Source organism: Cytobacillus pseudoceanisediminis (assembly GCF_023516215.1).
GTDB lineage: Bacteria > Bacillota > Bacilli > Bacillales > Cytobacillaceae > Cytobacillus > Cytobacillus pseudoceanisediminis.
The window spans coordinates 3,378,372-3,399,635 of sequence record NZ_CP097349.1 but is presented as its reverse complement, the minus strand read 5'-3'; the positions used below and the strand labels follow the sequence as shown (position 1 = coordinate 3,399,635).

The window sequence follows — 21,264 nt, the reverse complement described above, 5'->3', positions numbered from 1 at the left end:
CAACAAAAATTCATGTTGAGGAGCTGAGTACACTGGAAATTCTCCGTGAAATTGGCATGATCGCTAGGGCATTGGATTCCATAAGCAATATCGAATTTAAAGAGCTTGACCTTACAAAAGGGCAGTACCTGTACCTGGTGCGAATATGTGAAAATCCAGGAATTATTCAGGAAAAGTTAGCTGAGATGATAAAAGTTGATCGGACAACGGCAGCCCGTGCGATTAAAAAGCTTGAAATGAATGGCTTTATAGAAAAGAAAGATGATGAACAGAACAAGAAAATCAGGAAGCTCTTCCCAACAGAGAAAGGGAAAAAAGTTTTTCCTCTTATAAAGAGAGAACATGAATATTCCAATGCGATTTGCTTAGAGGGGCTTTCCGAGAAAGAAGCAGAAACCATTTTCAAGCTGCTTCAAAGGGTTAGAAAAAATGTAGAGAAAGACTGGGAATATGTGAAAAAGGGGAACAAGAGAAATTATTAAAGGAGAGGCATAATGACTATTAATATAAAAAAATGTACACTTGAAGATTTAAGCAGACTTCAGGAAATTAGTTATGAAACCTTTAATGAAACGTTTAAGGAACAGAATTCTCCCGAAAACATGGAAGCCTATTTGGAAAAGGCGTTTAACCGAAAGCAATTAGAGACTGAACTATCTCAACGTTCATCACAGTTCTACTTTGTTGAAATTGATGGCGAGACTGCCGGGTATTTAAAGGTGAATACCGATGAGGCTCAGACTGAAGAAATGGGCGATGAAGCACTCGAAATTGAGAGGATATATATCAGAAGCCCATTTCAGAAACAGGGGCTTGGTAAATATCTGTTCAATAAAGCCCTGGAAGTTGCGATGGAACAAAATAAAAAGAAAATTTGGCTGGGTGTATGGGAAAAAAATGAAAAGGCAATTGCCTTTTATAAGAAAATGGGATTTGTCCAAACGGGAGCCCATTCCTTTTATATGGGTGATGAAGAACAAACGGATTTTATAATGGCCAAGATTCTCAATTAATTTTTTGAAGGGCGGATGATCATGTATATTCCTAAATATTATAAAGTCACAAATGCGGATGAAATATGGGAGTTTGTTCAAAGTAATTCGTTTGGCACGATGGTCACGACCAAACATGGAAGACCCATAGCCACTCATCTGCCATTGCAGTTAATAAAAGAAGGAGATACGTGCTATTTAACAGGGCATATGGCTTATGGAAACCCGCAATGGAGAACATTCGAAGCCTCTGAAGATGTTCTGGTGATGTTCCAGGGACCACATGCTTACATTTCTTCCTCCTGGTATGAGGAAGAAAATGTCCCGACTTGGAACTATCAGGCTGTCCATGTATATGGTCGAGCCAATATTCTGAGTGAAGAGGAATTAAAGCAGGACCTGGCCATGCTGCTTCAAAAATATGAAAAGCATCGCAGGAATCCAGTTTTATGGGATAAGCTTTCTCCGGAGCTTTTAGAACAGCAGCTAAAAGGAATTGTTGGATTCAAGATTAGGGTAGAGGAAATTCAAGCTGCCGATAAACTAAGCCAGAACCGCAATGAAAGAGACTATCAAAATATAATTCATAAACTCCATGAAGAGAATGATCTTAATTCTAAGCAAATGGCCCAACTGATGGAGGGTAAGGTAAAAAAGAGATTGTAAGTTTATAGGAAAAAACAGAGGAACCAGGATGTCCTCTGTTTTTTTATCATCTGGAATATTATGTTAGTATAGAGGCGAGGACGTTGATCTTATTTTTCATGAAACGAATTAATATCATTCTCATACAGTAGTTATTAAAAGGGAGTGAAGCATCGAATATGGAAATCATTTTATTTTTGGCCATACTCGGTTTATGCTTGATTGGTTTTAATTGGCTTATGGGCTATAGAAAAAATCATATCACCATTGATTTGGATGAGAGGTACGTGGACTTTAAAGAGTATGTTGAAGCGATTCAGAGTGAACTTATCAAACAAGGGCGAGAGGTCAGTTATATGGGGAATCGAAAATTTATTATTGATGGCCAGACCTATATTTTCATAGAACGCAATGTTTCGATGGGAGGCGTTCCCCTGCAAAGAACTATTCTGAAACCGGAAAAGTGACTGACCTGAAGGTGCTCAGTTAATCAATTCGATAGCTGGATTCTGGACTGTCATTCGGCAGCTTTTTCTTATGGAGATAGCGGGATATTTGGACAATATAAGTTAATGAGTTTAATAGGGGGATAGGAAGGGACTTGAGGTTATTTATTGTTATTTTACTAATTCTTTTTGGGAGTTTTTTAATTGGTTTAACCATCGATAACTTTGGTAAGATAGGTAACTTTATTATGAATTTAATTGGGGCTGGGATAAATTTATTAGCTGTTATTATTGCGAGGAACAAGAAAGAAAAACAGCATTCCGTTTAAGCAGAACATAATTTAATAAGCGTGACCTACTAAAGTGCTAATTGGAATGAAAACAAACAAAACATCTTCCAGCGAGGAAGATGTTTTATTTCAGATGGGGAAATCCTGCTGGCGCAGAGCCTCATACACCAATATAGCAGCTGTGCTTGAAAGGTTGAGTGAACGGACATTATCATTCATGGGTATTCTTAAAAAGTGATCCTTATTTTCTTCCAGTAAGTCTTTTGGCAAGCCCGTTGTTTCTTTTCCAAACATGAAATAATGCTCCTTTGAAGCATCGCTGAAATCAAAGGATGAATGTGCCTGTTCACCAAAGGTTTCAATATAGTAGAACTCGCCTTGGTTTTTTGAAAAAAGTCATCCATTGAATCATAATACGTTATGTTCACAGAGTTCCAGAAATCAAAGCCTGCCCGTTTGATCATTTCTTCATCTGTTGAAAAGCCAAGCGGCCGAATTAAATGCAAGGATGTATCCGTTGCAGCACAAGTTAGAGCAATATTTCCGGTATTGGCCGGAATATCCGGCTGATATAGTACGACATGTATGGCCAAGGATTGTCACCTCTATCTTCAATTTACCCTCCAAATTATAGCATATTGATTGGGCGTATTAGTAATATGCTAACGGGACAGGGATGTTAGTTAAATAATAGGATCTGCTGACGATTAAAAAACACGCTGATGGTTAGCGTGTTTTATACTTCTTCAGGCATAGGTGTTGGAGTAGATTCTGTCCCCATGCTTTCGTATTTTTTATCAATCATATGACGAATATCTTTTAAGCTTGTGCCTTTTTCAAACTCTGATTTAGCCTCACGGGCTATGTCCACACAAACCCCTCAGCCGAAGCCCATGGTATCAAGTGTTACCGTGGTCCCTTCTACGTTATCAACAAAGCAATTCGTATTGCTGGTGTGACCATCTTCTTCATAACAGCCGCAATAACATGGCATGTAATCCAATACCTCTGGATGTGCGACAGCGAACTGATATGCTTCTAAAACTTTAGGGCTGTCGCTGTATGTGGTGACGGCTGACCAGTCATTGCTGCCGATTTCATACGTTAAGACAGGAGCAGCCTGTTCTTGATGGCCGCTATGTGAATGGCTATCCTCTGATGCCTGATCTTCTGCCGGCGAACAGCCAGAAACTAGCGCAATGGCTGTTAGTATAGGGAAAATGAAATTCTTCATTAAACCTTCCTTTCTATCAAATTGCTATTTTAATGTAAGAATACCTAATTCTAATTACTGATTCAATGATTCTATGCCTAATAATAATTACCAAGGGCACAATGAATTCATAGAATAGTCACAAATAAAACACCAGCCATCGCTATAATGAAAAGGTACATACAATTTTTTGAACATGTAAACAAAGGAGACGTGCTATATATGAGGAAAGCCATTTTTCTTTTTGCCTGTGTTTTATTTTTGCTGGCAGGGTGTTCAAAGGAGAATGACGCTGCTGAAAAAGTTCCTGATTTATTGGAGGTTTCGGTTAACATTCCAGAAGTGATACAGGTAAATCAAGAGGCAGTCATCCAGGCCGCCGTCACACAGGGGGAGGAAAAGGTTGAAGATGCCAATGGGGTTAAGTTTGAAGTGAAAAAAGCAGGTCAAGATACATCAGAAGAAATGATTGGGGAGCATCAGGGCAGAGGTGTTTATTCTATTACAACAACGTTTCAAGAGGCGGGAACCTATTCAGTAACAGCACATGTAACGGCAAGAGGTATGCATAATATGCCAACAAAAGAATTTAAGGTAGAATAAAGCAAATAATAATTTTCAGTTAATGGTTCATCCTTCAATTTGGATGAACCATTTGTGCTGTTGGATACTCATTTTCTTATGACATAAAAATATCTTCCTAATAATCAAATGAATGTTTGACTGTTTGATAATAGATGCATATACTAATAATCAAATAATCGTTTGATTAAGGAGGTGGCTTCCTTGAAGCACGAAGATGTTTGTGAAGTAACCTGTGTAGATGAAGAAAAAGTAAGACGTGTTAAAGAATCTGCCTCACACCACAATACCTCTGCTGTTGCCCAAATATTTAAAGCATTATCTGATGAAACTAGGGTTAAGATTGCCTTTTCCCTATGTGAGGAAGAAGAACTGTGCGTCTGTGATGTAGCCAATATTGTGGGGTGCACAACGGCTACGGCTTCTCACCATTTACGGCTTCTTCGGAATATGGGATTGGCGAAGTATCGTAAGGAGGGCAAATTGGTCTTTTATTCACTGGATGATGATCATGTCAAACAGCTGATTCAAATTGCCTTTACACATCAAAAGGAGGTGGCGCACTATGAGTGAGGCTTTAGCGAAGTCAGATGAAAAAACGGTCTATCGTGTGCAGGGATTCACCTGAGCAGGCTGCGCCACAAAGTTCGAAAAGAACGTAAAACACCTGGATGGTGTTTCTGATGCAAGTGTAAATTTTGGTGCTTCAAAGCTGACCGTTTATGGAGATGCAACCATTGAAGAACTGGAAAAGGCCGGAGCTTTTGAGAATATAAAAATTATCCCTGAGAAGGAGCGGTTTGAAGAGAAGGAAGAACCTTTTCTGAAAAAGCATGCGACTGTCATCGCTTCCTTTGTCCTCCTCGTTATTGGATGGGCTGCGGGGGAACTGAATGGGGAAGGGAGCATTTTCTCCGTTTTAGCGTATGGCGCATCGATGGTTATTGGCGGATACCGCTTGTTCACAACAGGGTTAAAAAATCTAATCCGCCTTCAGTTTGATATGAAAACACTGATGACTATTGCTGTCATTGGTGCCGCCTTTATAGGGGAATGGGGCGAAGGAGCGACTGTCGTCATCCTCTTTGCCATCAGTGAAGCACTTGAAACATATTCCATGGATAAAGCGCGTCAATCCATTCGCTCTTTAATGGATATTGCTCCAAAGGAAGCCTTAATCCGAAGAGGAAATCAAGAAATGATGGTTGAGGTGGATGATATTCAGCTTGGCGACATTATGATTGTCAAGCCCGGGCAAAAGATCGCGATGGATGGCATCGTAGTAAAAGGGGTGTCATCCGTCAACCAAGCGGCTATTACGGGTGAGTCGGTCCCTGTTGCCAAAACGGCTGAAGATGAAGTCTTTGCAGGAACCTTGAATGAAGAGGGACTGCTTGAGGTTAAAGTAACAAAGCATGTAGATGATACGACAATTGCGAAGATCATCCACTTAGTGGAAGAGGCTCAGGCTGAGCGAGCACCTTCACAAGCCTTTGTCGACAAATTTGCTAAATACTATACGCCGCTTATCATGCTTATTGCCTTAGGTGTGGCCGTTGTTCCTCCGCTGTTTTTTGGAGCTGATTGGGATACATGGATTTACCAGGGGTTAGCTGCACTTGTGGTTGGATGTCCTTGTGCGCTCGTAATCTCGACCCCTGTTGCAATTGTGACTGCGATTGGGAATGCGGCAAAAAATGGCGTACTGATTAAAGGCGGTATTCATTTAGAAGAGATGGGCGCAATCAAAGCCATTGCCTTTGACAAAACGGGAACACTAACAAAAGGGATTCCCATGGTAACAGATTACCTTCCGCAATCCCATGCAAATTCTAATGAGCTTTTGTCCATTGCTGCCGCATTGGAAAAAGGATCACAGCATCCACTGGCTTCAGCTATCATGAAAAAAGCGGAAGATGAAAATGCGGCATACCAGGACATCAGTATTGAAGAATTTTCTTCCATTACGGGAAAAGGTATTAAAGGAATCTTTCAAAATCAGATGTATTATGTTGGAAGCCCGAATTTGTTTGAGGAATTATTATCAAACGGCGTTCCTTCTGAATTAAAAGCAACCATTGCCCGCCTTCAAAAGCAGGGAAAAACGGTCATGGCAGCAGGTACCTCAAAGGAAGTATTGGGTCTGATTGCCGTAGCGGATGTGTTAAGAGAAAACAGCAAAAATGTTATTGGAAATCTCCATTCTATGGGGATTCAAAAAACCATTATGCTTACTGGCGATAACGAAGGAACTGCAAACGCGATTGGAGAACAAGTCGGCGTATCAGATATTAAAGCCGAATTATTGCCACAGGATAAATTAAGGTATATTAAAGATCTTAGAAAGAAATATGACCGTGTGGCGATGGTTGGCGACGGTGTAAATGATGCCCCTGCATTGGCTGCTTCTGCTGTTGGAATTGCCATGGGGGAGCTGGAACAGATACGGCTCTTGAAACAGCGGATATTGCCCTGATGGCAGATGATCTTGGCAAACTGCCATTTACCGTGAAGTTAAGCAGAAAAGCCCTTAGCATTATTAAGCAAAATATTACGTTTTCATTAGGGATAAAGCTAGTCGCATTACTTCTGGTCATTCCAGGCTGGCTAACGCTTTGGATTGCGATTTTTGCCGATATGGGTGCGACTCTTATTGTCACATTAAACGGCTTGAGATTACTCAGAATTAAAGATAAATAAGATAAGAGCTTCCCATTTTTCATGGGAAGCTCTTTTGCTAGGGGGATACTTTGGGATACGACGTTTTGGTTACTGGGGCAGGCCAAGCAAGCCTTTCTGCAGGCTAATATCCTAAAAGGAGAAAAATTTGCTCAAAGACGGAGGAATAAAGCAGAAATCGAAGGCTTTATCTGCCAATGATCATAGCCCCTTCTTTAAGGACCAAAGCACAGTGAAAGTAGGAAATCTGATTTGGTCCACTGGCTTTAAATCGGGTGATAGCAGGATAAAGCTTCCCGCAATCTTTAAGGAGAAAGAGATGCCAATACATAAAAGAGGAGTTACTGATAGTCAAGGGTTATACTTTTTAGGGCTCCCTTGGCAATATAGAAGGGGTTCGGCGCTGCTCCAAGGGGGTGGGGAGGTTGCTGATATTTAGTTCATGAAATGGTTAAGAACCTGCAGCCTCTCCGTGATGATTAAAGTCAAAATAATAATGGTATACTTCTGTTGGGAATTAAGTAAATGAGAAGGGAATTTTACTATGAATAAGATCCTAATGTCATTCCTATGTTTTTTCATCATATTGCCATCAATGGCAACTGCTCACACTGGGCTGGAATCTTCAACTCCAAAACCAGGACAAATAGTAACGGAAGATCTAAATGAAATTACTCTTACCTTTGCTGGTGAAATTGAATCTTTGAGTACAATGACGCTAGTCATGGAAGGACAAGAAATCCCTTTTTCCGATGTTGAACCAAATGGCAAGCAAATGAGCGGAACATTAGAAGCACCACTTGAAAACGGATCCTATGTTATTCGCTGGAAGATAGTCGGGGAAGACGGGCACCAGATTACAGGGGAAATCCCCTTTACTGTAAAATCTGAAGAAAATACAAGTCAAGAATCAGAAATGGAAGAATCTCAAATCTCTGATGAAGAAAAGATGCAGACAGAAGAAACAGAGAAAAGTGCAGAGGGCGAAAAAGAATCCTCTCCAAATAGGATTATGAATATCTTTATTCCAATTTTGACATTGGCTGTATTAGTGTTGGGATTGTTCCTTCTGTTCAAAAGGAAGCGTTAAAATGAGTGTAGCCGTACCGTTAGCCGAAGTCGTTACGTATCTTTTATTTTCGATTTTAATCGGAAACACAGCACTTCAGTTTATATCTGAAAAGAAAAAGCCCAAAACATATATCTCTAAAAAGACGCTGCTTTTATCATCGTTAGGCATTTATATTTTTACATTTGGACCGGTCGCACAGACGATTTCTTATTTTAGCGATGACGTAGGTCTTACACTCGCAGCGTATTCAGTTCTGACAGATTTTCAAGTAGGTAGAGCCTGGATCTTCATTGGGTTTATGTCGGTATTCCTATGGATGACATTGTTATTAAATGGTTCAAAATATCTGCAGGCGCTTTGGCTGCTGCTGATGGTTTTTGCCATTGGGTACTCCAGTCATGTTGCCTCATTGTCCTTTTGGAACGGGTTTATTGCACACTCCATCCATTTTCTTATGGTGACACTTTGGACAGGGATTCTAATCCACGTCGCCTGGTTTTCAAGTGATGAAAAAAGTGGCCATTGTTCCTGCGGTGGTTTACCCCATTTGCCATGATAAATTTAATGATCTTGCTTATAAGCGGCTTTGCTCTAATGTTCTATGTGGTTGAACCAAAGGATTATGTGAATTCATGGGTTCTCCCATATGGGCAAATGCTTCTGTTAAAACATCTAAGCATTATTCCTTTATTGGTATTCGCATTTTTAAATGGAGTGCTAACCAGAAAATCATTAAGAGTTTCCTCTTTTGACCCTCGGCCATGGATTAAGGGGAGGGTATTATTATTTTCCTTGTTTTTTGTTTTACAAGTGTATTGGGAACTTTATCGCCACCCCACGAAGTTGAATTTACGGTCCAGTCGGAAGGTGCTTCGATTTGGGTGGAATGGCTTTTGGGGACTGACATTCCTTCTGTAAATAATGTTCATTTAACACCAAATTTTTTATCATTATTTCTATTGGCTAACTCGCTGCTTTTCTTAGCTTTAATTGTGATCAGCTTTAAGAAAGTAAAACCTTATATTGCAATTCTTTTCGGAATGAGTTTTGTTTTTGCCCTTTATTTTGGTTTGATGATTTCTCTATCTATATGATATGCGGTGTCAAAAGATAAGTGGTCAAAACCCCTGGAACAAACAATGAATTAAAGTTCGGAGCTGTCATTATGGCAGCTTTTCTTCTGCTATCGGTGCAGTTCATATGAAGGAGGAATATTTGGTAATAGTCAAGAATAGATACCATTAAAAACTTAGGAAGTGAGTAAACGGTGACTAATCGCAGTATTGCTGGTTCAAAAAGTATTCCTTTTAGATTGATAGAACAAAAGAGAGAAACAAACAGTTTAGTTATTGTCTTGCCTGGGGCTGGCTACACAACAAAAGCTCCGCTGCTGCACTTTGCCACAGGGTTATTTTACTCAAAGGGTTTTGATGTATTACACATTAACTATACACTTAGCAGGGAAGAGATGTCTGTTCTAAGTGAAGAGGATTTCTCGAGAGATGTACAACATGCAATCGATAGCGCCATCAAGAACAAGAAATACAGTAATTATTATGTAGTGGCTAAATCAATCGGAACAATAGCTTTGAGTTATCTGCTAAATAATACTATGTTGAAAGATGCAAAAGCCGTATGGCTGACGCCATTGCTGCAAAGAGAAGACGTATTTAACGCAATGGGTAATAGTGATCATAAGGGACTTTGTATAATTGGAGATCGAGATAGTTGTTTCATTGAGGAGCGCTTTGAAAAATTGAAAAAGAACCAAAATCTTATATTAAAAGTGGTTGAGGGTGGAAATCACAGTCTAGAGCTTGATGAAGAACCTATAAAATCAATTGAAATATTAAAAGGTGTCATATCAAATATTAATGAGTTTTAATATCTGAATAGGCTAATCTTTAGTACTGCTTTTTGAACTGAGGAGCTTGTTAGTGGAGAAAGCTGGTTGAAACTAGTTAGGGATACTTGATAATATAAGGCTGTTTTCGCAAGGTTTGTTGCTTTTTGTATATTATTTGCTGAGTTGATTGCAGCGGAAGGTGCGAGATCCTCGAAAATGCATTTGCATTTTCTTCGTGCGGTGTTTGCTCGAGGAAGCATATTCAATGTCCTGCGGGAGTAGCGGGACAGATGAGACCCCGCAGACGCGGAGCGTCGAGGAGGCTCACCGCCCGCCCCGCGGAAAGCGAGCAGCCTGGAGCGGAAATCAACGGACAACATTGATAGGTGAAAAACAACAATTTATACGAAAAGAGCCTAATATAAAGAAATATTTAATAAAAAAGGATGACTGTTATGAAAAAAGCAGTGAATATAGCCTCCTAAGATAAATTTGATTATATTAGGAGGCGTTGAGTATGAAATTTAACAGTATTAATCGTGACAATTGGGATCGAAAGGAATATTTTGAACACTATATACAGCAGCAGACAACATTCAGTCTGACGAATGAAATAAATATTACGATGCTTATGAAGAACTTAAAGAAAAAGAATTATAAGTTATATCCTGCGTTTATTTTTATGGTGACAAAAATCGTTAACGCCCACAGAGAATTTAGAATAAATTTCAACTCAGAAGGTAATTTAGGTTATTGGACAGAGATATGCCCTCTCTATACCATTTTTGATAAAAAGACACACACATTTTCTGGAATCTGGTCACCAAACTTATCTATTTTTTCTGAGTTTCATTCTCAATATGAAAAAGATGCAGAAAAATACAATGGTACGGGGAGATTATTTCCAAAAATACCTATACCAGATAATACTATTCCGATCTCTATGATTCCTTGGAGTTCTTTTACCGCATTTAATTTAAATATAAATAATGGCGGGGATTTTCTCTTACCCATAATAACTGGAGGGAAGTATTCACAAGTAAATGATGAATTTTTCCTGCCTGTCTCTTTACAAATGCACCATGCTGTTTGTGATGGCTATCATGCTGGTGTTTTTATGAATGATTTACAAAGGCTTGCCGACGAAAGTGCAGATTGGATTTAACTGGTCATTGGTGGAGTATATCGAAGGAACTGTGTGCAGCAGTTCCTTTTTTATAGAAATACTAAAGTTTGTAAATAAAAAAGACAGGAGTTAGTTGCGATGATAAAAGGTTTCGGCGGAATGGAGAACTAAGAATCTTGATGCTGTGAAAAAATGGTACAGTGAAGTGCTGAAGATTGAAATAGAAAATTGGAATGGGACCTTGATTAAACCCCCATTAGGCAATGTGACTATCTTTTCTTTCTTTGCCGGGAATGACAGTTATTTTCCAGCAGAGCAACAAGTGATGTTAAATTTTCAAGTAGGTGATTTAAACGAAACTATTAAGTATCTTGAACAAATTGGTGTCCCTCTTGCTAAGGAAAAAGAGGTTAGTGGGTTTGGAAAGTTTATTTGGATCGAAGACCCTGATGGCCGACTGGTCGAGCTTTGGGAGAAATAGCTAGTTGTCATATAATTGTTACTGAGCTATCGTTGCTCATAAGCTACTAATCAGGCAGGTTTTTTTATTATGCTTGTGGGGCAGTTGACCAAATTAAATTATTCTTATGAAAATAGTTGACACTCTTTGCTACTCGGTGTTACGATATACCTGTAATAAGCAATACTGAATAGCGGAGTTTTACAAGTGCTGTTCAGTAAAAAAATTTTCCCTGGTACTAAGTATCACTGAATATAAGTCAGACACAATAGAGGAGGCTCTGAATATGGAAAATTTAACTGAAATGCTGAAGGGATCGCTTGAAGGCTGTGTGCTGGAAATCATCAGCCGACATGAAACCTATGGCTACGAGATTACCCGCCGGCTGAACCAGCTTGGTTTTACCGAAGTAGTGGAAGGGACGGTGTACACCATCCTCGTGCGATTAGAAAAGAAAAAGCTGGTGAACGTGGAAAAGAAACCTTCAGATATGGGACCGCCCCGCAAATTTTACTCACTAAATGATGCTGGCCGCCAGGAACTTGAATTATTTTGGGAAAAATGGGATTTTGTATCTTCAAAAATCAACGTCTTGAAGTCAACCTAGTTTCATAAGATATTCTGTCGGATATTTTTGGAGTGTCTTGTTCAGCTTTATAAAAAAAGGAGGAAAAATAACATGTTTGATATGTTTAAAAAAATGATTGGTGATAAAAAAGAATACAAGATGATGATGGCGAGGGTTGAAGCCCTTCCAGAGGATTACCAGTTTGTATTTAAGAAAATTCAAAACTATATGTGGAATTTCTCAGCGGGCAACGGGATGGATATGCTGCACATGCAGTATGAATTAATCGATTTGTTCGAAGCCGGTGCGGCGGAAGGCAGACAAGTGCTGGAAATCACCGGAGATGACGTGGCATCCTTTGCCGACGAACTAGTGGCAAATGCTAAAACCTATGTTGCCAAGTATCGTGAGGATTTGAATGAGAGTATCATGAAGCGATTGGGGAAAAAATAAATTCTATATATAATACCGACTGAATAGGTGTTTTACAAATGTGATTTGTCACCTGCACTATTCAGTTTCATTTTTACCTCGGTACTAAGTTATACAGAATATCTGTTAGACTAAGTAGGGGTTTGTAGGCAATCCAGCTCCGCAAGGCGCTAATTATAAGGAGGAAAAAGTATGAGCAGTGCAGCGATTTCTGTAAAAGGGTTAAAAAAATCCTTTAAAGATAAGGAAGTCTTAAAGGGGGTGGATTTTGAGGTGAGGCGCGGCGAAATTTTCGCCCTGCTGGGTTCAAATGGAGCGGGCAAGACGACGACCGTCAACATCCTCTCGACGCTGATGAAGTCTGATGGCGGAGAAGCAGGTATTTGCGGCTTTGACGTCCAGCGGCAACCGGATCATGTTCGCCAGTGCATCAGTCTGACAGGGCAGTTCTCAAGCTTAGACGGCATGCTCACCGGGCGGGAAAACCTGATGATGATCGCCAGGCTGAGGGGAGTTTCCAATCCCGCAGAAGTCGCTGACAATCTGCTTGCAAGATTCAGCCTGGCCGAGGCGGCCAACCGCCGGGCTGACAATTATTCCGGCGGGATGAAGCGCCGGCTTGACATTGCCATGAGCCTGATCGGGACGCCGGCAGTCATTTTTCTCGACGAACCAACGACAGGGCTTGACCCGGAAGCGCGGATTGAAGTCTGGGATACCGTCAAGGAGCTTGCCGGCGGCGGCACGACCATCCTGCTGACGACCCAGTATCTGGAGGAAGCCGAACAATTGGCGGACCGAATCGCCATTCTGCATGGCGGAAAAATCATCACGACCGGTACTCTAACCGAACTCAAGGAGATGTTCCCGCCAGCGAAGGTGGAGTATATCGAGAAGCAGCCGACATTGGAGGAAATCTTCCTCGCAATCATCGGCAAAAAGGAGGAAATGTAAATGAAAAGCAAAACAGGGGTATTACTAGGTCGTTTAATGCGCAACATTATGCGCAGTCCGGATACGATTATCACGGTGGCGATTACGCCGATTATGATGATGCTGCTGTTTGTCTACGTATTTGGCGGCGCCATAGAGACAGGAACGGACAACTACGTCAATTATTTATTGCCGGGAATTCTGCTGATGGCTATCGCGTCCGGCGTTGCTTACACTTCCGTCCGGCTGTTTACGGATGTAAAGAGCGGGCTGATGTCGCGTTTCATTACGATGCCCATCAAGCGCTCGTCGGTATTGTGGGCTCACGTGCTGACCTCGCTTGTTTCCAATGCGCTTACTATCGTGGTGGTTATCCTCGTTGCTCTCTTGATGGGTTTTCGTTCCAGCGCTGATGTCCTGGAGTGGCTTGCGGTAGCTGGAATACTCGGGATGTTTACACTGGCGCTGACATGGCTGGCGGTCATTCCCGGATTGAAAGCGGGGTCTATGGAAGGGGCGACAGCCTACTCATACCCGCTGATTTTCCTGCCGTTTATCAGTTCGGCCTTTGTTCCCACCGACACCATGCCTAAAATAGTCCGTGCGTTCGCTGAAAACCAGCCCGTGACTTCAATCGTGGATGCGATCCGTGCCCTCTTGTATGAAGGGTCTGTTGGCAGCGGCATCTGGATCGCGCTTGCCTGGTGCGTCGGCATCATGCTCATCTCTTACTTCTTCGCTGTTAAGGAATTCAAACGCCAGTTAGGGTAAGCACACCATTATAGGATAACGGATTCATAGCCCTATAGGACCTTTTGGCTAAAGGTTAATGAAGCATACAAATTATGAAAAAGGTGAATCTGCCGTGGATTCACCTTTTTCTTATTGTATGATACTTTTTTCAATGACAAGTGACATGCTTTCAGCTATTTGCTGATAAGTAGCATCATTCGGATGAAAGACATCACTGGAAAGATGGCGTTTGGCGTCTGTGACCAGATTGAAAGTATCCACTACTTGAACTTTGTATTTCAAGCCTAGTGTACGGGCAGACTCATTCCATTTTTGGATGATGGAATCAAATGAATCCCCGTTGGGCGATTGCTTGAATGGATTATATAGCCCCATATAGAGTATGACTGCATTGGGATTACTTTCACGAATGTTTTTAAACGTCTTTTCCAAATTCGGAATTTCGGTCTCCAGGATGCCAAGGACGGTTTCTTCTGAATATTTTTCGAGGATCTCCCCGCTATTAAAAAGGTTATTTCCCCCTATTGTAATGGTAATGATTTTGGCATCTTTAAGAGATCTCTTGACTTCTTTTTGTTCTAACTGGGCCAGCAAATCTTCAATTCTGGCACCTCTCACACCCAGGTTTTGGAAACGCTCTATAGTATTATTTTCTTTAAGTTCATTTCCAACCGGCTGGACAAAACCTTCCCCATTTGATGAGCCGACACCTCTGGTCAATGAATCGCCAAGTGCAACATATGTATCACCAGGTGTGACAGGAACTTCTTCTGTTTTAGCTAATATCTCTGCTCGAGGCGGACTGGTAACATCCATGTAGGCACTGACTAGGCCATACCCAAAAAGAACTGTCAGCGCAAGGGACAATGTTAAAAATAACTGCCACATCCATTTTTTCATCGTTTGACTTCTCCTTTTAATGTAATTGTATCTAAATTTTTCTCAAATTGAGTATTTAAAAGAGTCATTATTCGAAAATTTAGTTAGAATAGAACAAGGGTGATGCTATGAGCTTAAAGCCGATAGTTCAATTGGAAAATGTAACGAAAATCATTGGAAAGAAAACAATTATTGATAATATATCATTTGACATTTATCCAGGAGAAGTATTTGGGTTCCTGGGTCCTAATGGTGCCGGTAAAACCACCACGATCCGGATGCTCGTTGGGCTCATTAAGCCAACGTCCGGGAAGATTCACATCTGCGGATTTGATGTGAGAAAGCAATTTGTTCAAGCGATGCAGCGGCTTGGTTCTATCGTCGAAAATCCAGAGTTATATAAGTATTTGAGCGGCCGCGAAAACCTGCAAATCTTTGCACGGATGCTGCCTGATGTGGATGAAGAACGGATCCAAGAGGTCATTGATTTGGTTGATCTGACTGTAAGAATTGATGATCAGGTTCGGACCTATTCATTGGGAATGCGTCAGCGCCTTGGTATTGCACAAGCATTGTTAGGCCGTCCGGATGTGCTTATACTGGATGAACCTACAAATGGACTGGACCCGATGGGAATCAAAGATCTGCGGACATTTATCAGGAAGCTGGTCGATGATACGGGCCTTTCGGTGCTCGTATCCAGTCATATTTTAAGTGAAATCGAGTTGCTGGCGGACCGTGTGGCTATTATGAGCCATGGGAAGATCGTGAAGGTCGGCAGCGTCAGCGATTTAGTTGGTGCACTGTCATCTGGTGTGGATTGGAGAGTCAGTGATTCTTTTCGTGCATTTGCTATTCTTAAAGAATCCCCATATGTCCAGGCTGCAGAACTATATGATGACCATACTATACACACTCTTATGGATGACAGCAAAACCTCGCTCCTGAATGAAGCTTTAATGAAGGCGGGTATTGATGTATGGACGATCGAAAGGAAAGTGCAGACATTGGAGGATCTATTTATTAGTTTGACAGGAGGCGATCATATTGTCTAATCCAAATATGATTGGCCTGATTCATAATGAAGTGATGAAGATTGCTTCCAAAAAACGCATGGCGGTTGTCACCGTCATTTTAGTCATTCTAGTCTCTATGTTTACATACGCACAATACCGGGAGATACAGGAGAAAATCGAAAAACAGGGCACTCTGGACTGGAGAGTGGAGCTTCAGCAGGAGATTGTCGATCGGCAAAATCGGCTGGCATCGAGCGGAATCCAGGACGAGTTCAGACAGTTCCTTGAATTTGATCTGAAGCAAAAGCAGTATTATCTGGACAACGATATTAATCCAAACTATCCTGGAGCCCCTACGTTTATCCGCATCTTTTTCTCACAGGGAATCACGCTTGTCCTGCCTTTATTCATTATTATTATAATGGCTGATATTGTGAGCGGGGAATATAATGATGGCACCATCAAAACATTGCTGTCCCGGCCGGTTAAACGATGGAGAATCCTAATGGCTAAATGGCTGACGGTTTTGCTTTATACCTCCATGCTGATGGCGGCAACCGTGATTGTCTGTTATGGGGTTTCAGGAATCGTACTCGGTTATGATGGCTGGACTGCACCTATTTTGACCGGATTTCAAGCTTCTGCATCTGGTGAGTTTTCAACGGAATACATCCATACCCTGCCGATGTGGGAATACCTGCTGATGTCAGTTGGGCTTGCCTGGGTGGTAACAGCGGTTGTTGGAACCATAAGCCTCATGATATCGGTTCTGGTGAAAAATACAGCGACTGGAATTGGGGCGATGATGGCCGTGTTAATCGCAGGCACCCTGTTATCTTCTATCGGTTCGAGCTGGACGAGCTCCAAGTATTTAGTGAACTTGAACTTTGATCTGATTAACTACTTAGAAGGTCAAGCTCCGCCGATTGAAGGGATGTCACTGCCATTTTCATTAACCATGCTTGGGATTTGGGCTGCCGCCTGTCTTGCTGTTGCGTTTTGGAATTTTACTCAGAAGGATATGTATTAAGAGTGTCATTATATAAGGATAATCCTTATTAGTATTTAGAGTTCAGAAATAATTGATTGACAATTGGGTGAATTTAAATTATTATCGCTTTAATTAATTAAAAAATTGAATATTTTCTTCTTATCCAGAGAGGTGGAGGGACTGGCCCTTTGAAGCCTCGGCAGCAGGTTCTGATGAATACTGTGCCAATTCCAGCAAGCGCATCGCTTGAAAGATGAGAAGAGGGTTGATAAAACTCTCTTCTTAGGAGGAGAGTTTTTTAATTGCTTATAAATCCAACTTAAGTTATGCGAAAAGTAGATATTTAAAAATGCAAGAGGAGAGAAGAAAAATGAAATATGGTTTCTGGTTGCCGATTTTTGGAGGCTGGCTGCGAAATGTAGAAGACGAAAATATGCCGCCAACCTTTGAATATGCTAAAAACGTCATTCAGTCGGCTGAAAAATGGGGATACTCGACTACGTTAATAGCTGAATTATATTTAAATGATATTAAAGGACCGGACCATGATTCTCTTGAAGCCTGGTCCACGGCAGCCGCACTTGCAGCCGTGACGGAAAAAATTGAAATTATGACCGCGATCCGCCCTGGTTTTCATAATCCTGCTGTAGCAGCAAAAATGGCAGCCAATATTGATCAAATCAGCAACGGCCGTTTTACTCTAAATGTGGTTTCTGCCTGGTGGGCCGAAGAAGCGCGTCAATATGGCGGTATTTTTACAGAACATGATGAGCGTTATGCCCGCACTGAGGAGTTCATTGATGTTCTAAAAGGGTTATGGACGGAAGAAACCTTCCATTATTCCGGTCAATTTTACGACTTAAGGGACACGAAGCTTGCTCCAAAGCCAGTTCAAAGACCTAACCCGATTCTTTATGCAGGCGGTGAAAGCGAAAAAGGCAAGCAGACCATTGCAGAAAAATGTGATGCTTATGTTATGCACGGCGGAACGGCTGAGGAGATTGATCTGAAAATAGGAGAAATGAAGGCACGGCGTGAACAAACGGGCAATGCGCCATTCAGTTCTTTCGGAATGGCTGCTTATGTTATTTGCCGTGATACAGAAGAAGAAGCTCTTGCTGAGCTTGAAAAAATCACGGCTGTGAAGGATTCCAGCGGTTACGCCGGTTTTAAGGATTTCACTACAAAGTCACAATTAGAGCAGCAGATTCAGCTGCAGGATTACTCTGTCTCTAACAGAGGTCTGCGGCCAAACTTAGTAGGAACACCAGAGCAAATTGCTGATCGGATTTTACAATATGAAGAAGCTGGCCTAGACTTATTATTATTGCAATTTTCACCTCAGCTGGAGGAAATGGAACGCTTTGCAAAGACGGTTATGCCATTAGTGGAACAAAAACGCAGTTTAATAAAGAGCTAGAAAGGGGCCATAATAATGAGCAAGGTATATGTAATTCATGAAAATAGTGAGTGGACAGTCCATTTGACAAAAAGGCTGGAGGAACTGGGTGTTCCTTATGAAGAATGGCATTTGGACGAAGGAACGGTAGATTTATCGGCAGAACCTCCAGAAGGAATCTTCTATAGCCGGATGAGTGCTTCTTCTCATACCCGTGATCATCGCTTTGCAGCTGAATTTTCGGGACAAGTATTGGCCTGGCTTGAAGCACATGGCCGTACAGTGTTGAATGGAACGAGCGCTCTGAAGCTTGAAGTTAGTAAGGTTTTGCAGTACTTGGAATTAAACAAATCTGGTGTCAGGACTCCCAAAACGATTGCAGCGGTTGGAAAACAACATATTATTAAGGCGGCCGAAGCATTTGCCGGACAGCCGTTTATCACGAAGCATAACCGTGCCGGCAAAGGCCTGGGTGTTCAATTATTCCATAGTATTGAAGCTCTAAAAGCTTATGTGGAGGGACCTTCCTTCGAAGAGCCTGTTGATGGCATTACCCTTGTTCAGGAATATATTCAATCTCCCGAAAGCTATATCACCCGCTGTGAATTTGTCGGAGGCAACTTTGTTTATGCCGTCAGGGTTGATACATCGGAAGGATTTGAACTATGCCCTGCGGACGCATGCCAGATTGGCGACTTATTCTGTCCTGTTGGAGAAGAAGCAGAAGAGAAGCCAAAGTTCCAAATCATTGAAGGTTTTGAGGACGAAATTTTAGAAAAATATAAAGACGTTCTGGCCAGGAATCATATTCAAGTCGCTGGCATTGAATTTATCAGAAATGCTGAAGGTGACATTTTTACTTATGATATTAATACAAACACAAACTATAACTCTGATGCAGAAGTGAAAGCTGGAAAATATGGAATGCTTGAGTTAGCTTCATTATTAAAGAAGACATTGGAAGAAAAATACGCTGCAACTGCAACGGCTTAATTTGTGAGGACCTGCTATAGCAGGTCCTATTGTCTTTTACTGCAGCATGTTTTATAAAGAAGCAATCCCAATCAATCTTGCGATGAGAGGGATTGTTTCTTTAGTGCTTAAGAGAGCTGCCTAAACCAGGCAGCTTTTTTTACAAACTGGGCAGGTTAGAAATTGGAAAAATAGGTGGATTTTATTGATTTAGCTTTAAAAATATAGATATGGTTGTTAAGAGATAAAGGAATTATCCATACATAGGATTGGACTATAAATGAAAACGCTGCAGGAGATGACAGTGTAATCTTGAATATTAGACAGAAATGAAGATTGCGGAGGAATAGTATGATCTCTGATTTAGAATTGATGGAGCTTCATGTGAATGTGTTATTTAGACATGATAGTGAAAATCGACTGATAGCTGTGAATGAACCCCCTTACGGTGCAGCGCCACGAATTTTCATTGGTGCCACTAGAATGGGTAGTATAGTAAGGTATTCAAACTCACTGGATAAGAGTACTATAGAGAAGTTAGACCAAGTTATAGGAGCTAACCCTGGTGCTCATCCAGGGAAAATAATAAAGGCATTAAGCATTGACCATCTTTTAAGCAATGTATGGACTGGGCCCGCGTATGTATTTCCTGATGTAAGGGACAGGACTTATTCAAGAGCAATTAAAATAACTCATGAAAACAAAGAAATTTTAAAGTCTCAGTTTCCATATACCTATGAAGACTTTGAATACAAGCAACCCTGTTTTGTAATAATTGAAGACAATATACCAGTTTCAATTTGCTGTAGTTCAAGGAAGACTTCAAAAGCCGACGAAGCAAGTTTGTTTACAAATGAAGACTACCGTGGAAGAGCATACGGTGCAGATGTTGCAAAGGCCTGGGCTGCAGAAGTTCAGATACAAGGACGCATTGCTCTATATAGCACTTCTAAGGACAACTTAGCTTCTCAATCTGTGGCAAGGAAGCTGCAATTAGCTCAGTATGGAACAGACATTCATATAAGCTGATTACACATGACTGCTTTTGCATCTAATAGGGCATTAATCCAGGAGGGATTAGTGCTGCTTTTGTTAAAGTCACTATTGGACAAACGGGGGAGGCTGGTTGAAGAAGGAATTTGTTTTTATTTCTTGAAATCATAAGAAATAACTATATTGAAAGGGTGAGATTATTGAAGTTATCAATTATAAATAGCATGAGAACGAATAATTTTAATGATGAACGTATAATGCAAAAAATCACGGAATTGTGGAAGGAAGCTTCTGAACGTCTAACTAAAAATGAAAGCATTACATACGGTGTGTATTATGAATATGAGAGTGACTACAAAGGTGATTATTCATTAAGCGTTGCTATTGAAGACAAAAATGGGGAAACTATTATAGACATACCGAAAAACGAGAAATACGAAATCTATAAAGTGGATTCATCTAAAGAACAAGGTATTTATAATACTTGGAGAGAAATATGGGATCAGGAAGAAACAGGTTCGTTAAAAAGAGCTTACTCATATGATTTTGAAAAATACTACTCGAATGGGGAAGTTGAAATTCACATAGCAATAAAGTAGTTGACAATTTTTTATTGAACTTTTGCCTTGCTTTTAGATCTAGCTGCCATTCCAGGTGGCTTTTTCCTTTTTCTTAAGAAACGGGTTTGGGCGGGAGAACATATGCAGCGTAAATGAAAAACGGAGTGGCTTAAGGTGCGCTTTTCCCTGGTAAGGTAAATAGCTCTCACCAAATTGGTGAATTTATAGAAATCGATGATTTAATCAAATCGACAGCCATCTATGCCAAAGATTATTTGAATTAAGCCAATTTTAAAATCAAAGGCCAGGTATTTCGTTTAGCCAACAGTCAACCAGAAAAATAAAATGTACCCTATTCCTCACTGTTTAGTTGAGTAGACAATTAATAAGGTCTGCCCTATAGGGTACTTTATTTGT

The 21,264-nt window shown here is 40.9% G+C and carries 24 protein-coding genes, 3 pseudogenes and 1 riboswitch; of the genes and pseudogenes, 24 read left to right on the top strand and 3 right to left on the bottom strand.

Annotation, left to right across the window (positions count from 1 at the left end):
• The first annotated feature begins 56 nt into the window (after positions 1 to 56).
• The 4 genes from M5V91_RS18255 (at position 57) to M5V91_RS18240 (ending at position 2,104) form a co-directional block, all read left to right on the top strand.
• The gene (locus M5V91_RS18255) at positions 57 to 482 is read left to right on the top strand and encodes a MarR family winged helix-turn-helix transcriptional regulator (protein ID WP_009335245.1); all 426 of its coding nucleotides are present in this window, start codon (positions 57 to 59) and stop codon (positions 480 to 482) included.
• Positions 483 to 494: 12 nt separating this feature from the next.
• Entirely contained in the window at positions 495 to 1,013 is a 519-nt protein-coding gene (gene paiA / locus M5V91_RS18250) for a spermidine/spermine N(1)-acetyltransferase (RefSeq protein ID WP_251174088.1), read from the top strand.
• Positions 1,014 to 1,034: 21 nt separating this feature from the next.
• Positions 1,035 to 1,658, top strand: a complete 624-nt coding sequence (locus M5V91_RS18245) for an FMN-binding negative transcriptional regulator (RefSeq protein WP_009335243.1) — start codon at positions 1,035 to 1,037, stop codon at positions 1,656 to 1,658.
• A 158-nt stretch (positions 1,659 to 1,816) separates the two neighbouring features.
• The gene (locus tag M5V91_RS18240) at positions 1,817 to 2,104 is read left to right on the top strand and encodes a hypothetical protein (protein ID WP_217027571.1); all 288 of its coding nucleotides are present in this window, start codon (positions 1,817 to 1,819) and stop codon (positions 2,102 to 2,104) included.
• 398 nt (positions 2,105 to 2,502) lie between these two features.
• Here M5V91_RS18240 and trmL read toward each other — a convergent pair.
• Both trmL and M5V91_RS18230 read right to left on the bottom strand, forming a co-directional pair.
• Positions 2,503 to 2,966 (bottom strand): annotated as a pseudogene (trmL, locus tag M5V91_RS18235) (tRNA (uridine(34)/cytosine(34)/5-carboxymethylaminomethyluridine(34)-2'-O)-methyltransferase TrmL).
• Between the two features lie 143 nt (positions 2,967 to 3,109).
• Entirely contained in the window at positions 3,110 to 3,607 is a 498-nt protein-coding gene (locus M5V91_RS18230) for a PCYCGC motif-containing (lipo)protein (protein WP_284521424.1), read from the bottom strand.
• A 201-nt stretch (positions 3,608 to 3,808) separates the two neighbouring features.
• Between M5V91_RS18230 and M5V91_RS18225 the strand changes: the two genes are divergently transcribed.
• From M5V91_RS18225 to M5V91_RS18165, 14 genes and pseudogenes are all read left to right on the top strand, one after another.
• The gene (locus M5V91_RS18225) at positions 3,809 to 4,189 is read left to right on the top strand and encodes a FixH family protein (protein ID WP_251174087.1); all 381 of its coding nucleotides are present in this window, start codon (positions 3,809 to 3,811) and stop codon (positions 4,187 to 4,189) included.
• A gap of 183 nt (positions 4,190 to 4,372) precedes the next feature.
• Positions 4,373 to 4,741, top strand: coding sequence for an ArsR/SmtB family transcription factor (locus tag M5V91_RS18220; protein WP_019379488.1), 369 nt, complete (start codon positions 4,373 to 4,375; stop codon positions 4,739 to 4,741).
• A pseudogene (locus M5V91_RS18215) lies at positions 4,734 to 6,868 on the top strand (heavy metal translocating P-type ATPase). The gene M5V91_RS18220 and the pseudogene M5V91_RS18215 overlap by 8 nt, the downstream one beginning before the upstream one ends.
• 523 nt (positions 6,869 to 7,391) lie before the next feature.
• Positions 7,392 to 7,937 (top strand): copper resistance CopC family protein, encoded by a 546-nt coding sequence (locus M5V91_RS18210; protein WP_251174085.1) that lies wholly within the window; start codon positions 7,392 to 7,394, stop codon positions 7,935 to 7,937.
• Position 7,938: 1 nt separating this feature from the next.
• Positions 7,939 to 8,475: a CopD family protein gene (locus M5V91_RS18205; protein ID WP_284521423.1), complete on the top strand. Its 537-nt coding sequence runs from the start codon at positions 7,939 to 7,941 to the stop codon at positions 8,473 to 8,475.
• Positions 8,472 to 8,837 (top strand): hypothetical protein, encoded by a 366-nt coding sequence (locus M5V91_RS30585; RefSeq protein WP_369425900.1) that lies wholly within the window; start codon positions 8,472 to 8,474, stop codon positions 8,835 to 8,837. The genes M5V91_RS18205 and M5V91_RS30585 overlap by 4 nt, the downstream gene beginning before the upstream one ends.
• A complete protein-coding gene (locus M5V91_RS18200; RefSeq protein ID WP_284521422.1) occupies positions 8,813 to 9,013 on the top strand; it encodes a hypothetical protein in 201 nt (66 codons plus the stop codon). The genes M5V91_RS30585 and M5V91_RS18200 overlap by 25 nt, the downstream gene beginning before the upstream one ends.
• Before the next feature lie 173 nt (positions 9,014 to 9,186).
• The gene (locus M5V91_RS18195) at positions 9,187 to 9,804 is read left to right on the top strand and encodes an alpha/beta hydrolase (RefSeq protein WP_284521421.1); all 618 of its coding nucleotides are present in this window, start codon (positions 9,187 to 9,189) and stop codon (positions 9,802 to 9,804) included.
• A 478-nt stretch (positions 9,805 to 10,282) separates the two neighbouring features.
• Complete coding sequence (catA, locus tag M5V91_RS18190) at positions 10,283 to 10,930, top strand: type A chloramphenicol O-acetyltransferase (protein ID WP_071157925.1); 648 nt, start codon at positions 10,283 to 10,285, stop codon at positions 10,928 to 10,930.
• Between the two features lie 99 nt (positions 10,931 to 11,029).
• Positions 11,030 to 11,372 (top strand): annotated as a pseudogene (locus M5V91_RS18185) (VOC family protein).
• Positions 11,373 to 11,637: 265 nt separating this feature from the next.
• Complete coding sequence (locus M5V91_RS18180) at positions 11,638 to 11,958, top strand: PadR family transcriptional regulator (protein ID WP_019379484.1); 321 nt, start codon at positions 11,638 to 11,640, stop codon at positions 11,956 to 11,958.
• A gap of 72 nt (positions 11,959 to 12,030) precedes the next feature.
• Complete coding sequence (locus M5V91_RS18175) at positions 12,031 to 12,372, top strand: DUF1048 domain-containing protein (protein ID WP_009335229.1); 342 nt, start codon at positions 12,031 to 12,033, stop codon at positions 12,370 to 12,372.
• Between the two features lie 171 nt (positions 12,373 to 12,543).
• Complete coding sequence (locus tag M5V91_RS18170) at positions 12,544 to 13,305, top strand: ABC transporter ATP-binding protein (protein WP_251174083.1); 762 nt, start codon at positions 12,544 to 12,546, stop codon at positions 13,303 to 13,305.
• Positions 13,306 to 14,055, top strand: a complete 750-nt coding sequence (locus M5V91_RS18165) for an ABC transporter permease (RefSeq protein WP_217027590.1) — start codon at positions 13,306 to 13,308, stop codon at positions 14,053 to 14,055.
• Positions 14,056 to 14,166: 111 nt separating this feature from the next.
• On the opposite strand, the gene M5V91_RS18160 is transcribed toward M5V91_RS18165, so the two are convergent.
• Positions 14,167 to 14,937 (bottom strand): SGNH/GDSL hydrolase family protein, encoded by a 771-nt coding sequence (locus M5V91_RS18160; protein WP_251174082.1) that lies wholly within the window; start codon positions 14,935 to 14,937, stop codon positions 14,167 to 14,169.
• 107 nt (positions 14,938 to 15,044) lie between these two features.
• On the opposite strand from M5V91_RS18160, the gene M5V91_RS18155 reads away from it, so the two are divergent.
• From M5V91_RS18155 to M5V91_RS18130, 6 genes are all read left to right on the top strand, one after another.
• Positions 15,045 to 15,971 (top strand): ABC transporter ATP-binding protein, encoded by a 927-nt coding sequence (locus M5V91_RS18155; RefSeq protein ID WP_071157929.1) that lies wholly within the window; start codon positions 15,045 to 15,047, stop codon positions 15,969 to 15,971.
• Positions 15,972 to 15,978: 7 nt separating this feature from the next.
• Entirely contained in the window at positions 15,979 to 16,962 is a 984-nt protein-coding gene (locus tag M5V91_RS18150) for an ABC transporter permease (RefSeq protein WP_251174145.1), read from the top strand.
• Positions 16,963 to 17,079: 117 nt separating this feature from the next.
• Positions 17,080 to 17,183, top strand: a riboswitch (SAM riboswitch).
• Between the two features lie 110 nt (positions 17,184 to 17,293).
• Positions 17,294 to 18,343 (top strand): LLM class flavin-dependent oxidoreductase, encoded by a 1,050-nt coding sequence (locus M5V91_RS18145; protein WP_217027598.1) that lies wholly within the window; start codon positions 17,294 to 17,296, stop codon positions 18,341 to 18,343.
• A gap of 15 nt (positions 18,344 to 18,358) precedes the next feature.
• On the top strand, positions 18,359 to 19,315 hold the full coding sequence (locus M5V91_RS18140) for an ATP-grasp domain-containing protein (RefSeq protein WP_251174081.1): 957 nt from the start codon (positions 18,359 to 18,361) through the stop codon (positions 19,313 to 19,315).
• A gap of 330 nt (positions 19,316 to 19,645) precedes the next feature.
• The gene (locus M5V91_RS18135; protein WP_284521420.1) at positions 19,646 to 20,323 is read left to right on the top strand and encodes a GNAT family N-acetyltransferase; all 678 of its coding nucleotides are present in this window, start codon (positions 19,646 to 19,648) and stop codon (positions 20,321 to 20,323) included.
• Positions 20,324 to 20,487: 164 nt separating this feature from the next.
• Positions 20,488 to 20,886: a GyrI-like domain-containing protein gene (locus M5V91_RS18130; RefSeq protein WP_026041533.1), complete on the top strand. Its 399-nt coding sequence runs from the start codon at positions 20,488 to 20,490 to the stop codon at positions 20,884 to 20,886.
• Positions 20,887 to 21,264 lie beyond the last annotated feature (378 nt).